Annotated in this window: 10 protein-coding genes; 6 read left to right on the forward strand and 4 right to left on the reverse strand. The window is 61.2% G+C overall.

The features are described from left to right. Positions 1 to 27: 27 nt before the first annotated feature. Both OIM99_RS19145 and OIM99_RS19150 read right to left on the reverse strand, forming a co-directional pair. A complete protein-coding gene (locus OIM99_RS19145) occupies positions 28 to 1,143 on the reverse strand; it encodes a zinc-binding dehydrogenase (RefSeq protein WP_311852048.1) in 1,116 nt (371 codons plus the stop codon). Positions 1,144 to 1,267: 124 nt separating this feature from the next. Further along, entirely contained in the window at positions 1,268 to 1,738 is a 471-nt protein-coding gene (locus tag OIM99_RS19150; RefSeq protein ID WP_311852049.1) for a MaoC family dehydratase, read from the reverse strand. Positions 1,739 to 1,791: 53 nt separating this feature from the next. Between OIM99_RS19150 and OIM99_RS19155 the strand changes: the two genes are divergently transcribed. The 4 genes from OIM99_RS19155 (at position 1,792) to OIM99_RS19170 (ending at position 6,897) form a co-directional block, all read left to right on the forward strand. Then, the gene (locus OIM99_RS19155) at positions 1,792 to 2,277 is read left to right on the forward strand and encodes a winged helix-turn-helix transcriptional regulator (protein WP_311852050.1); all 486 of its coding nucleotides are present in this window, start codon (positions 1,792 to 1,794) and stop codon (positions 2,275 to 2,277) included. Next, positions 2,274 to 3,674, forward strand: a complete 1,401-nt coding sequence (locus OIM99_RS19160; protein WP_311852051.1) for an MATE family efflux transporter — start codon at positions 2,274 to 2,276, stop codon at positions 3,672 to 3,674. Before OIM99_RS19155 ends, OIM99_RS19160 begins: the two co-directional genes overlap by 4 nt. A gap of 83 nt (positions 3,675 to 3,757) precedes the next feature. After that, positions 3,758 to 6,055: an NADP-dependent malic enzyme gene (locus OIM99_RS19165; RefSeq protein ID WP_311852052.1), complete on the forward strand. Its 2,298-nt coding sequence runs from the start codon at positions 3,758 to 3,760 to the stop codon at positions 6,053 to 6,055. A 17-nt stretch (positions 6,056 to 6,072) separates the two neighbouring features. After that, entirely contained in the window at positions 6,073 to 6,897 is an 825-nt protein-coding gene (locus OIM99_RS19170) for a PPK2 family polyphosphate kinase (protein ID WP_311852053.1), read from the forward strand. A gap of 15 nt (positions 6,898 to 6,912) precedes the next feature. Here OIM99_RS19170 and OIM99_RS19175 read toward each other — a convergent pair whose 3' ends face one another. Together OIM99_RS19175 and OIM99_RS19180 are read right to left on the reverse strand one after the other, a co-directional pair. Beyond that, positions 6,913 to 9,996 carry an efflux RND transporter permease subunit gene (locus OIM99_RS19175; protein WP_311852054.1) on the reverse strand — a complete coding sequence of 1,028 codons (3,084 nt, stop codon included), beginning with the start codon at positions 9,994 to 9,996 and terminating at the stop codon, positions 6,913 to 6,915. Between the two features lie 9 nt (positions 9,997 to 10,005). After that, on the reverse strand, positions 10,006 to 11,139 hold the full coding sequence (locus OIM99_RS19180; RefSeq protein WP_311852055.1) for an efflux RND transporter periplasmic adaptor subunit: 1,134 nt from the start codon (positions 11,137 to 11,139) through the stop codon (positions 10,006 to 10,008). 103 nt (positions 11,140 to 11,242) lie between these two features. Here OIM99_RS19180 and OIM99_RS19185 point away from each other — a divergent pair, with 103 nt between their 5' ends. Then, entirely contained in the window at positions 11,243 to 11,839 is a 597-nt protein-coding gene (locus OIM99_RS19185) for a TetR/AcrR family transcriptional regulator (protein WP_311852056.1), read from the forward strand. Between the two features lie 107 nt (positions 11,840 to 11,946). Continuing rightward, a complete protein-coding gene (locus tag OIM99_RS19190) occupies positions 11,947 to 13,485 on the forward strand; it encodes a sensor domain-containing diguanylate cyclase (protein ID WP_311852057.1) in 1,539 nt (512 codons plus the stop codon). The last annotated feature ends 9 nt before the right edge of the window (positions 13,486 to 13,494 follow it).

Consider the following 13,494-nt stretch of genomic DNA (forward strand, 5'->3'; position numbering starts at 1 on the left):
CGAGACGAGGATAATAGCGTCAGCCGATCACATCCACGGCATCAGCGAAGCGTGGATCACATCCTTTACGGCGCCGTCCTTGTTGCCCACCGACCTGATGGCGAGATCGACATCCTTCAAGCCGAACTTGTGCGTGGTCACCAGTTCCAGCGGGAAGCGCTTGGACGCAAGCTGTTCCAGCGCCAGTTCGCAGGCGCGGTAGCTGTGGCCGCGTGCGCTACGCAGGGTGATGTATTTCGTCGTCATCTTGCCGATCGGGAAGTTCGGAAACTCCGGCATTTCCCCTTGCACGACCATGACGCCGGCCTTGCGCTTCAGCGCTTCGATGCCGAGCAGGATCGGTACGGTGCCCGCCCCCGCCGTGCAGTCGAGGACCACGTCGACGCCCTTGCCCTCGGTATATTGCATGATCTTTTCGAGCGGATCTTCCTTCTGCACGTCGATCGTGTGATCGGCGCCGAGTTTCTTCGCCACTTCCAGCCGCGCGCCATCCTTCGACGTGCCGGTGATGATGATGTTCTTGGCGCCCGCCTGTTTGCAGATCACCGTCTGCGACAGACCCTGCTGGCCAGGCCCCTGAATCAAGACGGTTGAATTGTAGCCAACCCCGCCTTCGAACAACGACCACTCGATCCCATTCGCCATCGGCGTCACGAGGCCCGCAAGTTCCGGCGACACGCCCTTGGGCACATGGTGAACGACGGCATTCCACGGCAGATAGACATATTGCGAGAAGCCGCCCCACAGATGCGGCGCCTTCTCGGCCGACGTATAGCCATAGCGGATGCTGTCAGGATTGTTGCGCCAGTCTGTGTTTTCGCAATGGCGATATTCGCCGCGATGGCACCATTCGCATTTGCCGCACATGACGTAGTGCTCGACGAAAACCAGATCGCCTTCCTTGAAGCCTTTGCGCTTGGTGAATTCGCGCCCAGCCTTGGCGATATAGCCGATGTTTTCGTGGCCCATGATCACCGGCGCCTTGGTCGGCGGATGGGCGTAAAGCTTGACGTCGGTGCCGCAGATACCGGCCACTTCCATCTTCATCAACGCGCCATCGACGGGCACGTCGGGCATCGGATATTCGAGAATCTCGGTCTTGCTCGGCGCAGTTCTAACGGCTGCGAGAACCTTCTCCACCACGGCGTATTCCTCCGACCTTAGTTTTGCGACACCTGTATTGCTGGCGCCGTTCTAGGACAGATGCCGTAGCGGTCAAGGGTGAACTATATGTCCGTTATTTCGGCCGGCTTTATTGTGGCCGCCTTTATCGAGGTCGTTTTGGCACGATGAGTTTCGCCGTCATCACCTGAACGGTCTCGCCTTTCTGGTTCTTCGTCTCGTTGCGCATCAACACCATGCCGCGATCAGGGCGCGATTTTGATGGCGTGACCTCCACGACATGGCTTTCGACGGTCAGCACGTCGCCAGGGCGTGTCGGGCGCGGCCAAGTCACTTCTCCACCCGCACCGATAATGCCGCCGGCGAGTCGCGCGCCGGATTCGACCAGCAGCTTCATGGTGATGCCCATCGTATGCCAGCCGCTGGCCGCCAGGCCGCCAAACAGACTGTCTTTCGCCGCCTCTTCATCGAGATGGAAGGGCTGCGGATCGAACTGAACCGCAAAAGCTTTGATCTGCGCTGCATCGAGCGCATGGCTCCCGGTGGTGAAATGCTGCCCAGCCTGAAGATCGTCCAGATAGTACAGCGCGCGGTCGTCCGACTTGCCACTCGACATGGCCTCACCCTTTCGTTACTTGCATCATGATAGTTACTGGCGTATCAGATCTCATGCAACACAAAAGCTTTGCCGGGATGTCGTGCCCCATCGCCCGTGGCCTGGAACATGTGGGCGAATGGTGGAGCATGCTGGTCATGCGCGACACCCTCAATGGCTTGCGCCGCTTCGACGATTTACAGCGCAGCCTGGGCATTGCCCCCAACATGCTGACCCGCCGTCTCAATGCTCTGGTCGACGCCGGCCTACTGGAACGCCGGCTCTATTCGGAACGCCCGCCCCGCCACGAATATGTGCCGACCCAGCGCGGCCGCGATTTCCGCCCCGTCCTTCTCGCCTTGATGTCCTGGGGCAATCGTCATTTCGCACCGGAAGGCCCGAACGTGACCGTCATCGATACACGGACCGGCCAACCGGTCGACCCGATTCTTGTCGACCCGGCCACCGGCGAGCCGATCCGGGCACCCCATTATCTCGTCAAGAACATGAAAACCGGCGAGATCAGACGCCCTCCCGTCGACAAGCGACCCTCAGCATGACCGCCCACCCCCGCGACATCACGGCCGCAGGCCCGAACGCTCGGCCCATGGATGCCCGTACCCAGCGGCTGCTGCACGGCCCTATTCTGCCGACGCTGCTGGCGATGGCCGGCCCCAATCTCGTGGTCATGATCGCCCAGGCGGCCACGGGCCTGATCGAAACCTGGTTTATTGCCAAGCTCGGCACCGATGCCCTGGCCGGCATGGCCCTTGTTTTTCCCGGCGTCATGCTCACCCAAATGATCTCGGGCGGCGCCATGGGCGGCGGCATTTCCTCCGCCATCGCCCGCGCGCTCGGCGCCGGCCGTCGCGACGATGCCGATGCCCTCGTCCTGCATGCCTTGTTCATCAACGGCGCCATCGGCCTGTTCTTCACCGTGACGATGCTGTCGTTCGGCCGCGACATCTATCGCCTCCTCGGCGGTTCGGGCGCCGAACTCGATGCGGCACTGGCTTATTCCAACGTCATTTTCGCCGGCAATATTCTCCTGTGGCTCACCAATGGATTGGCCAGCGTCATTCGCGGCACCGGCAATATGCTGATGCCCGCCATGGTGACGGGCTTCGGCGTGATCGTGCTCGTGCCGCTGTCGCCGGCGCTGATTTTCGGCTTCGGTCCCATTCCCGCTTTTGGCGTCGCCGGCGGCGGCCTTGCATTCACATTGTACTATGTCGGAGCTGTCATAGCCCTCGGTTGGTATGTCCTGTCGGGTCGCAATCCCGCGCGCTTCCGCTGGACGCGTCTGCGCTGGCCGATGCTGAAGAACATTCTTTCGGTCGGTGCCGTCGCCTCGATCACATCGCTGCAGACCAATGTCATCATCGCCCTGACCACAGCGCTCGCCGCCAGCACGGCCGGCGCTGCGGCCGCCGCCGGCTATGGCACGGGCGCGCGTCTCGAATATTTGCTCGTGCCCCTCGCTTTCGGCCTCGGCGCACCGCTTGTCGCCATGGTCGGCGTCAACATCGGCGCCGGGCAGAAGGAACGCGCTCTGCGCATCGCCTATATCGGCGGCGCCATTACATTTTTAGCCACCGAACTCGTCGGCCTCACGGCAGCGATCTGGCCCCACGCGTGGATGTCACAATTCAGCAGCGATCCTCATGTCATCGAGACAGGCGCGACTTACCTGCGCATCGTCGGCCCCGCCTTTGGATTTTTCGGCCTAGCCATGGGCCTTTATTTCGCCTCCCAGGGCGCCGGCCGGCTGCTGTGGCCTCTGGCGGCGGGATTCTTCCGTCTCGGAATCGCGGTCATCGGCGGCTGGGCCGCTCTCTATCTGACAGGCTCACTGACGTGGCTGTTTGTCGCGATTGCCATTGGTTTTGTCGTCCACGGCCTGTCTCTCTTGACCGCCATTCGCCTGGGGGCATGGTTTAAACGTCACACCACCTGATCGAGCGACGAAAAGCCTTGTACCATCAGGCCCGCTCGCCTTAACTGCCTCCGCAGCCGCTGGTAGCGGCGCGTGAGGAGACCATGGCGAACAACATTTCCGACGATCTGCGCACCGGCGCGCTCGTCTATCACCGCTATCCGAAACCCGGAAAACTCGAAGTCCAAGCCACCAAGCCCCTGGGCAACCAGCGCGATCTGGCCCTGGCCTATTCTCCCGGCGTCGCCGTCGCCTGCGAAGCCATCGTCGCCGATGAGTCGGAAGCCGCCAATCTCACCGCCCGCCAGAATCTCGTCGCCGTGGTCAGCAACGGCACGGCCGTGCTTGGCCTGGGCGATATCGGCCCCCTCGCCTCCAAGCCCGTCATGGAAGGCAAGGCCGTTCTGTTCAAGAAATTTGCCGGCATCGATGTATTCGACATCGAAGTGGCGGAAAAAAATGTCGACAAACTCGTCGATGTGGTCGCGGCCCTGGAGCCGACGTTCGGCGGCATCAACCTTGAGGACATCAAGGGACCGGAATGTTTCGAGATCGAGGAGAAGCTGCGGGCGCGCATGGCGATCCCGGTCTTCCACGACGATCAGCACGGCACCGCCATCATCGTCGCTGCCGCCGTCCGCAATGCGCTGGAACTGGCCGGCAAGAAAATCGCCGACGTGAAAATCGTCTGCTCCGGCGCCGGCGCCGCGGCGCTCGCCTGCCTCAACCTTCTCGTCGCGCTGGGTGCCAAGCGCAGCAATATTTTCGTCAGCGATATCGACGGCGTCGTCTACAAAGGTCGCAACACGCTTATGGACCGCTGGAAAGAGGTCTATGCGCAGGACACCAAGGCGCGCACCCTCGCCGACGTCATTCCTGGCGCCGACGTTTTCCTCGGCCTGTCCGCCGCCGGCGTGTTGAAGCCCGAGATGGTCAAGACCATGGGCGAAAAGCCCTTGATCATGGCGCTCGCCAATCCGACACCCGAGATCATGCCGGAGGTCGCCAAGGAAGCGCGCCCCGATGCGATGATCTGCACCGGGCGCTCCGACTATCCCAATCAGGTCAACAACGTCCTGTGCTTCCCCTACATCTTCCGTGGCGCGCTTGATGTGTCGGCCTCGGCGATCAACGAGGAAATGAAGCTCGCCGCTGTCGAAGCCATCGCCCAACTCGCCCGCGAAGCGCCTTCCGACATCGTCGCCAAAGCCTACGGCGGTTCCGCACCCCTGTTCGGCTCGGCCTCGCTGATCCCCTCGCCCTTCGATCCGCGCCTGATCCTGCGCATCGCCCCGGCCGTCGCCAGGGCGGCCATGGCCAGCGGCGTGGCGCGCAAGCCAATCACCGACTTCAACGCCTACGAAGACAGCCTCAACCGTTTCGTCTTCCGCTCCGGCTTCATCATGAAGCCGATCTTCGCCCAGGCGAAGGAAGATCCGCGCCGCATCATCTATTGCGACGGCGAGGACGAGCGCGTGTTGCGCGCCACCCAGGCGGTTCTCGAAGAACGCATGGCCGTGCCGATCCTGGTCGGCCGCCCGCCGGTGATCGAAAGCCGCATCAAGCGCTTCGGCCTGTCCATCGTTGCCGGCCGCGATTTCGAGGTAATCAACCCGGAAGACGACCACCGCTATCGCGACTATGTGCAAACCCTGCAGCAGATTGCCGGCCGCAAGGGCATCACGCCCGATGCGGCGCGCAACATGGTGCGCACCAATATGACCGTCATCGGCGCGCTCGCGGTGCAGCGTGGCGATGCCGACGCGATGCTCTGCGGCCTCGAAGGCCGCTTCGACACGCGTTTGCGCTTGATCCGCGACATCATCGGCCTGGCGCCCGGCGCCCGCGCCATGACCGCCTTGTCGCTGCTCATCACCTCGCGTGGCCATTTCTTCTTCGCCGACACCCATGTCACCGCCAATCCGTCGGCAAGCGACATCGCCGCCATGGCGATCCAGGTCGCCGAACATGTGAAGCGCTTCGGCCTGAAACCGAAAATGGCTTTGCTCTCCGATAGCGATTTCGGCGGCCTGAACTCGGCCGGCGCGCTGAAAATGCGCGAGGCCCTCGCCATGATCCGCCATGACACGCCCGAATTGGAAATAGACGGCGAAATGCAGGCGGACAGTGCACTGTCGCAAGCGATCCGCGATCGTGTCCTGCCAAACTCGCGCCTGAAGGGCGAGGCCAATGTCCTGCTGTTCCCCTCGCTTGAGGCCGCCAACATCGGCTTTCAATTGGTGAAAGTGCTGGCGGATGCTTTACCCGTCGGCCCGATCCTGATGGGCGCGGCGAAGCCCGCTCATATCCTGACGCCCTCGGTCACCGTGCGTGGCATCGTCAACATGACGGCGATCGCCGTCGGCGAAGCCCAGGCACATGACCGTTGGGACCCGGCCTGACGCAGGAGGACACCAGCATGTCGAAAGCCGCCGCCAAGATCGCCGATCGGATCCGTGTCAAACCCGGCACCAAGCCGGTGTTGAAGAAGATCGACCAACGCGACGTCGACTTTCTCGGACCGGAAAAGGACGTCCGGGCGGCTTTCGACGAAGACGTCGTCGCCATCGACAAGCTGCAAGATCATATGTTCTCGGACGGCACCAAGTCGCTCCTCGTCATCCTGCAAGGGATGGACACGAGCGGCAAGGACGGAACGATCCGCGGCGTGTTCTCGAAGACCAGCCCGCTCGGCATGTCGGTCAATGGTTTCAAAAAGCCAAGCGAGGTCGAGCTGGCGCACGATTTCCTGTGGCGCATTCACGCGGTGTGCCCGCGCCACGGCTCGATCGGTATTTTCAACCGCTCCCACTACGAGGACGTGCTGGTTGGAAAAGTGCGCAAGCTGGCGCCGAAAGACGTGATCGAGCAGCGCTACGAGCAGATCAACGATTTCGAGAAGCTGCTGGTGCAGAGCGGCACGACGATCCTGAAATTCATGCTGCACATTTCCAAGAAGGAACAGGGCGAGCGCCTGCAAGAACGGCTGGACGATCCAAACAAGAACTGGAAGTTCAACCCGTCCGATCTCGAGGACCGCGGTCTCTGGGATGATTTTCAGGCGGCCTATGAAGTGGCGCTGGCGCGCTGCTCGACCGATCACGCACCCTGGTACATCGTCCCGGCGGATCGCAAATGGGCACGCAATGCGATCATTGCCGCCATCGTCCGCGATACGCTCGACAATATGGGGCTGAAATATCCGAAAATGCCGTGGAAGCCGTCAGACTTTAAAATCGACTGACGGCTCCCTTTACTCTTAATGCGCCGGCGCGGGCTCCGCGATCGGGCCCTTGTCCAGCTCTTCCTTCGGCAATTCGCGGGCGATGAACGTATAGAACATCGGCACCACGAACAGGGTGAAGATCGTGCCTATCGACATGCCCGCCGCAATCACCAGGCCCATAGAGAAACGCGCCGCAGCGCCAGCGCCAGAGGCATAGATCAGCGGCGCGACGCCCAGCACCATGGCCGCCGTCGTCATCAAGATCGGCCGCAGACGCACGCGCGCCGCTTCCTGAATCGCCTGCATGTTCGACACACGATGCTTGTGCTTGAACTCGTTCGCGAACTCCACCAGCAGAATACCGTGCTTGGTGATGAGGCCCACGAGCGTGATCAGGCCGACCTGCGTGTAGATGTTCAGCGTCGCAAGCCCAAGGTTGAGGAAGACCATCGCGCCGAACACCGACAACGGCACCGACATCATGATGATGAACGGGTCGCGGAAGCTTTCGAACTGGGCCGCCAGCACCAGATAGATGATGATGATGGCGAGTGCGAAGGTGACGAGCAGCGAGCTGCCTTCCTGCACTTCCAGACGCGACTGGCCGGCATAATCCTCATAGAAGCCGGTCGGCATGATCTCGCGGGCGATTTTCTGCAACGTCGCCAAACCTTCGGAGGTCGTCAAACCAGGCAGCGGCAGGGCCGAGATCGTCGCCGAATTGAGCTGGTTGAACTGCTCGATCGCCGCCGGTGAAGCCCCTGTCTGTACCGTGATCAGCGCCGACAGCGGCACCATCGTGCCGTTGGCCGCACGGACGTAATAGGAGCCGAGCAGTTCCGGATTGAGACGATCGATCTGCTCGACCTGGGTCACCACGTCGTAGCTGCGGTTGTCGCGGTCGAAGCGTGCGGTCAGCACGTTGCCGACCAGAGCGTTGATCGTATTGCCGATTTCGCGCACCTGTACGCCGAGTGCCGCCGCACGATCGCGATCGACGACGATGCGGGCGCGTGGCGTCTGATAGGTGACCGAATTCTGCACGACGATGAACTTGCCCGTCGCCATCGCCTTCACTTTCACCTGCTCGGCCACTTCATAGGCCTGCGCCGGATCGCTGGTGGTGCGCAGCACATATTGGATCGGCAGACCGCCGCTCGAACCTGGCAAGGATGGCGGCGCGAAGACAAACGCCTGAATGCCGGCGTTCTCATTCAGCATCGTCTGAATGTCCTGCTTGATCGCCGGGCCTTTACGCTTGCGCTCGCTCCATTCCTTCAGCTTGTAGCCGATGAAGCCGCCGCCATCGCCGTTGATGCCGGAGATCAGGAAGCTCGCATCGATTTCGGGAATGCGCTCGAATGGCGTCAGCACCTTCTCGGCAAAGGCGGCCGTATAATTGACCGTCGCATAGGGCGGCGTGAGCGCGAGACCGAAATAAGCGCCTTGATCTTCTTCAGGCGCCAATTCGGACGGCGTTTTCATGAACAGGAAGGCGGTCGTGCCCAACAGCATCACGACCATCGCCAATGTCACCCAGCGATAAACCAGCGAACCGGAGAGGCGACGCGCATACCAATTTTCAATCTTGGTAAAATAGCGATCCACCGCGCCGGCAAAGCCAGTCTGCCCGCCGGCGCCATGCGGCTTGAGCAGTCGCGACGACATCATCGGCGACAGCGTGACGGCGATGATACCGGAAATGATCACCGCGCCGGCCAAAGTGAAGGCGAACTCTCGGAAGAGCGAACCCGTCAAGCCTTGCACGAAGCCGATGGGCGCATAGACCGCCGCCAGCGTGATCGTCATCGAGACGATCGGCACGAAGATCTCCTTCATGCCGACGATCGCCGCATCGACCGGACTGAGCCCTTCCTCGATATGGCGATGGATGTTCTCGACCACGACGATCGAATCGTCGACGACGAGACCGATCGCCAGCACCATCGCCAGCAGGGTCAGCAGGTTGATCGAATAGCCCAGTGCGAACAGCACGAAACAGACACCGACCAGCGACAGCGGGATGGTGACGATCGGGATCAAGACTGAACGGAACGACCCCAGGAACAGCAGAATGACGAACACGACGATGAGCGCCGCTTCGCCGATGGTCTTGAACACTTCATAGATCGAAGCCGAAATGAAGCTCGACGCATCATAGACGATTTCGACCGACATGCCTTTCGGCAGGGTGTTCTTGATCTCGTTGATCGAGCGGGTGACCTCTTTTGCCACGTCAAGCGGATTGGCCGACGGAGACGGCACGATACCGATGAACGTGCCTTCCTTGCCGTTGAAGGCAACACGCACATCGATGCTACGCGGTCCCAGGGAGACGTCCGCTACGTCACGCAAACGGATCACTTTGTCGCCATCGGAGCGCACCGGCAGCGATCCGAACGCCTCCGGTGTCTGGAAGGTCGACTGCATTTGCAGTGCGTAAGCGACATATTCGTTCTGCGTTTTGCCCGGCGCGGCAAGAAAGTTGCTCGTATTGATCGCCGAGACCACGTCGGTCGCGGTGACGCCTAGCGACGCAAGGCGCACCGGATCGACCCAAACGCGCATGGAAAAGTCGCGACCGCCGAGGATATCGGCGGAACCGACGCCTTGCAGGGTGGCGAAGCGCGGCTGCACCACGCGCGTCAGATATTCCGACACTTCTTCCGGATTCATTTCCGTCGAAGCGAAGGTCAGATACATCAGCGCGAAAGTTTGGCCCGTGCCCTTCACCACCACCGGATCGAGCGCATCGGGCGGCAGCAAGGCGCGCACCTGCTGCACCTTGGCGATCACTTCCGTCAGCGCCGCATTGGGATCGGTGTTCAAGCGCATACGTACCGACACCGTGCTGGTGCCGAGCCGGCTGAGCGATGTGACATAATCGACGCCTTCGGCGCTCGACACGGCCTTGGCGATCGGATTGCTGATGAAGCCTTGCATCAGGTCCGCGCTGGCGCCCACGTAGGACGTGGTGATGGTGACCGTCGTTTCCTTGATTTCAGGATACTGACGGATCTGCACGCTCTTCAGTCCCTGCGCACCCAAGAGCAGGATCAGGAGGCTGACGACCGTCGCCAGAACCGGACGACGAATAAAAAGTTCGATCGGGCTCATATGCTGGGCCTACTTTGCCGACTGCAGGGCGTCAGGATTGAACTTCGTCACATCGACGGAATTGTCGATCTTGATCGGCGAGCCCGACTGGATCTTGTTCTGGCCGGAGACGACGACCTGCTGTCCCGGTTCGACACCGGACAGGATTTCGATCGAGCCACGCTGACGCCGCCCGGTCTTCACGAACATCTGCCGTGCCGTCATCTGCTTCTGGCCATTCTTATCCTCTTCGACGACGGCAAAGACATAATCGCCGTAGAGCGAAGTCACGACCGCCGTCTGCGGCGCGGTCAGAACATTGGGTTGTTCGGGTAGCACCACTTCGACCTGCAGGAACTGGCCCGGCAGGATGCCGATCTTGCGGTTGTCTTCGATCAGCGACTGAACCGAAACGAGCCGCGTTTTCGGATCGACCTTCGGATCGATACCGATGATCTTTGACGTATAGGGAAGATTGCCTTCCTTGGTGCCGACACGCACCTCCTGCCCGAGCTTCACCTGATCGGCCGACTGTTCGGGCACCGTGAAGTCGATCCTCATCGAGTCGAGGTTCTGGAAAGTGGCGACACTCGTGCCGGCTTGCAGATATTGCCCCTCATCGACGCGCGAAATGCCGATCACGCCGGGGAACGGCGCCTTCAGGGCTTTCAGATCGATCACGGCGCGAGCGCGGGCTTCCTGGGCGCGGGCGGTCGCAAGCTGCGAGGCGACCTGATCCAGGGTCGCATCCGAGGCAAAGCCGCGATTGGCCAGCGTCTTCGAACGCTCGTAATTGGCCTCATACAGCTTCACGGAAGCCAGCGCATTGGCCAGGTCCGCCTGATCGACCGTATCGTCGATCTGCAACAACAGGTCGCCCTGGTTGTAGCGCTGGTTCGGCTTGAAATTGATCTTCTTGAGAACGCCGGCCACCTGCACGGCAAGGTCGACACCGTTCCAGGCGCGGCCGGTGCCAATGGCCGGAATGACGGGATTCCAGGCCCTGCGCTCCACCGGAGCCGCTGACACCACTTGAGCCGGCGGCTGCATATTGGCGAAGAACTGGGCAATCATCTTCTCTTTGAAGAAGTTGAACCAGATCAGCCCACCGCAGATCAGCGCGACGAGAAGGAAAACTGCGGATACAACGAGACGCCGCTTCATAGCCGTCGCAACTCCAGATGTAGCGTTGATGTGAACAGGAACGTTATTGACCCAGCACCGAGCGCTTCCTATACCGACTGGACGGTAAAGTCACAAGAGATCGATGTCAGCAATCCCCACCGCTAAGCGCATCAATTCGCGCACAAAAATACTCGATGCCGCCGCCCAGATCATCCGGGAGGTCGGCGCCAGCCGTCTCACCCTCGACGCTGTTGCCCAGCGCGCGGGGATTAGCAAAGGCGGTCTCTTGTATAATTTCCCCTCCAAGGATGCCCTGCTCCAGGGCATGATCCAGCGAATCGTCGATGAAGTCGCAATCCGAAAAGATCACCTGCGAACTACCTTGAAATCTGGGCCAAATCTTGAAGCGCGCGTCATCACCACCGTGCTTTTAGAGATGCGGGAGCCGGAGGCCGAGGATCTGGCCCTGGGGATCCTGTCGGCTTTCGGCGAGAACCGCGAACTTCTCTCCCCCGTCCGCCACATTATCGATGAGGCTTACACCCAGCTCTTGGCCGATGCGGAAAACCCCAAGGCCGCCCTTCTGGCCTGGCTGGCCGTCGAGGGCCTGCGTGGTCTTGAAATGCATGGGCTGAGTCCGCTATCGGAAGCGGATCGAAAGGACTTCGCCTCGACCATCAAGGAATTGCTCGAGCAGCCTACGGCACTGGTTTTGCCAGGAACCAGCTCGCGGAATTGACCCCTAGGTCTTGGTAAGAATTCGTTTTCGATGTTCGTAGGTAATTGATTCTATTTAACCTGAACGACCTAGCGATTGTTTTAGGTTGACCTTTCTGGGGTCTGCCGATGGAACGTCTCTCGAGATTTCGCAAAACAGCGCTGCTCATCGGAGCGGTGCTTTTGCTGTTTGCGAGCTTCGTCGGGCTGATCGGCCTGATCCTCGTGCAGGAACGCTCCGACGCCATCGACCGCGCCAAACTGCATTTGGGCAATCTGCGCTCGACCGCCGAAAGCAGCCTGGACAGCATCATTCATTCTTTCGAACTGTCGCTCGATGCGGTCGTCTTCGGCCTCGAGAAATTCGACGTCACGAGCTATCCGCCCGCCGTACAACGGGCGATCCTGTTCGACCGTTCCGTCTTCGCACCGCAGTTCAGCGGCATCAACATCATCGATGCCACCGGCCGTGTCATCATGAATTCGCGCGACGAAACATTGGGACTGCGTGAAGGAGACATCGCCACCACGACCCTGCAGGATCGCAGCTTCTTCGATGTTCACGCCAAACGCGATGATGTCGGCCTCTATGTCAGCGAGCCGTTCAAGCGACGCCAGACCGGCGAATGGGTGATCGTCTTCTCGCGCCGCTTCGCCGCTGCGGACGGCGGGTTTGGTGGCGTCGTCGCCGGCGCGCTACGCGTCTCCTATCTCCAAGCGCTTCTCGACCGGCTCGATCTGGGCCGACGCGGCAGCGCCTCTCTCGTGCGAACCGACGGGACGCTTCTGGTCCGTTCGCCAAGTACCTCCGATCCGACGATGGGTCTCCCCGTCAAAGATCTGTTGCAGGTCGTCGATCGCGAAACACGTGGCGTCTTCGAAGCCAAGTCGAACGCGGAGGAACGCCTCTACGCCTACGCGCGGCTTGAAAAACTTCCGATCGTCCTCTCCATTTCCGAGTCGAAGGCGGAAATCCTCGCCGACTGGAAATGGCGCGCCATGATCATTGTCCTGGCGATGATCTTGCTGCTGACGCTGGCGGCCATCCTGCTGCTGCGCTTCTCCAGCGAGCTCGACCGGCGCCGGGAAGCCGAACTGGCCTTACAGAAGGCCGCACGCCAACTCGAACATCTCTCGCTGACGGACAGCCTGACCGGCCTCGCCAACCGCCGCAGCTTCGATATCGCCTTCGAACGGGAATGGGCCCGCCACCATCGCGAGCGCGCGCCCCTCTCGCTTCTGCTGATCGATATCGATCACTTCAAGGCCTACAACGACCATTACGGCCATCCCGCCGGCGACGGCACGCTCTCGCTCGTTGCCCGCATCATCGAAACCGAAGCGCGGCGCCAGATCGACGTCGCCGCACGCTACGGCGGCGAGGAATTCGCGCTCATCTTGCCGGACACCGATGCCGATGGCGCTCTCGCCGTGGCCGAACGCATTCGCGTCACCCTCGCCCAACAGGAGATTCTGCACAGCCACGGCATCAATGGCATGCTGACCATGAGCATTGGCGTGGCGACGGCCGGCAGAGCCGACACCGATTGGGACGCGCGCAAACTGCTCGAAGCGGCCGACCACAGCCTGTACGAGGCCAAACACGCGGGCCGCAACTGCATCGCCGCCCGGCAAAGCCACGGCGTCACCGCGATCGCCGTCGTTTAAAGCAAATCA

Source organism: Methylocella sp. CPCC 101449 (genome assembly GCF_031921685.1).
Taxonomy (GTDB): Bacteria; Pseudomonadota; Alphaproteobacteria; order Rhizobiales; family Beijerinckiaceae; genus Terripilifer.

Excerpts from the sequence above, each read along its gene's own strand:
- OIM99_RS19150 (WP_311852049.1), bottom strand. The coding sequence starts at position 1,738 with ATGTCGAGTGGCAAGTCGGACGACCGCGCGCTGTACTATCTGGACGAT.
- OIM99_RS19155 (WP_311852050.1), top strand. The coding sequence starts at position 1,792 with ATGCAACACAAAAGCTTTGCCGGGATGTCGTGCCCCATCGCCCGTGGC.
- OIM99_RS19160 (WP_311852051.1), top strand. The coding sequence starts at position 2,274 with ATGACCGCCCACCCCCGCGACATCACGGCCGCAGGCCCGAACGCTCGG.
- OIM99_RS19165 (WP_311852052.1), top strand. The coding sequence starts at position 3,758 with ATGGCGAACAACATTTCCGACGATCTGCGCACCGGCGCGCTCGTCTAT.
- OIM99_RS19170 (WP_311852053.1), top strand. The coding sequence starts at position 6,073 with ATGTCGAAAGCCGCCGCCAAGATCGCCGATCGGATCCGTGTCAAACCC.
- OIM99_RS19175 (WP_311852054.1), bottom strand. The coding sequence starts at position 9,996 with ATGAGCCCGATCGAACTTTTTATTCGTCGTCCGGTTCTGGCGACGGTC.
- OIM99_RS19180 (WP_311852055.1), bottom strand. The coding sequence starts at position 11,139 with ATGAAGCGGCGTCTCGTTGTATCCGCAGTTTTCCTTCTCGTCGCGCTG.
- OIM99_RS19185 (WP_311852056.1), top strand. The coding sequence starts at position 11,243 with ATGTCAGCAATCCCCACCGCTAAGCGCATCAATTCGCGCACAAAAATA.
- OIM99_RS19190 (WP_311852057.1), top strand. The coding sequence starts at position 11,947 with ATGGAACGTCTCTCGAGATTTCGCAAAACAGCGCTGCTCATCGGAGCG.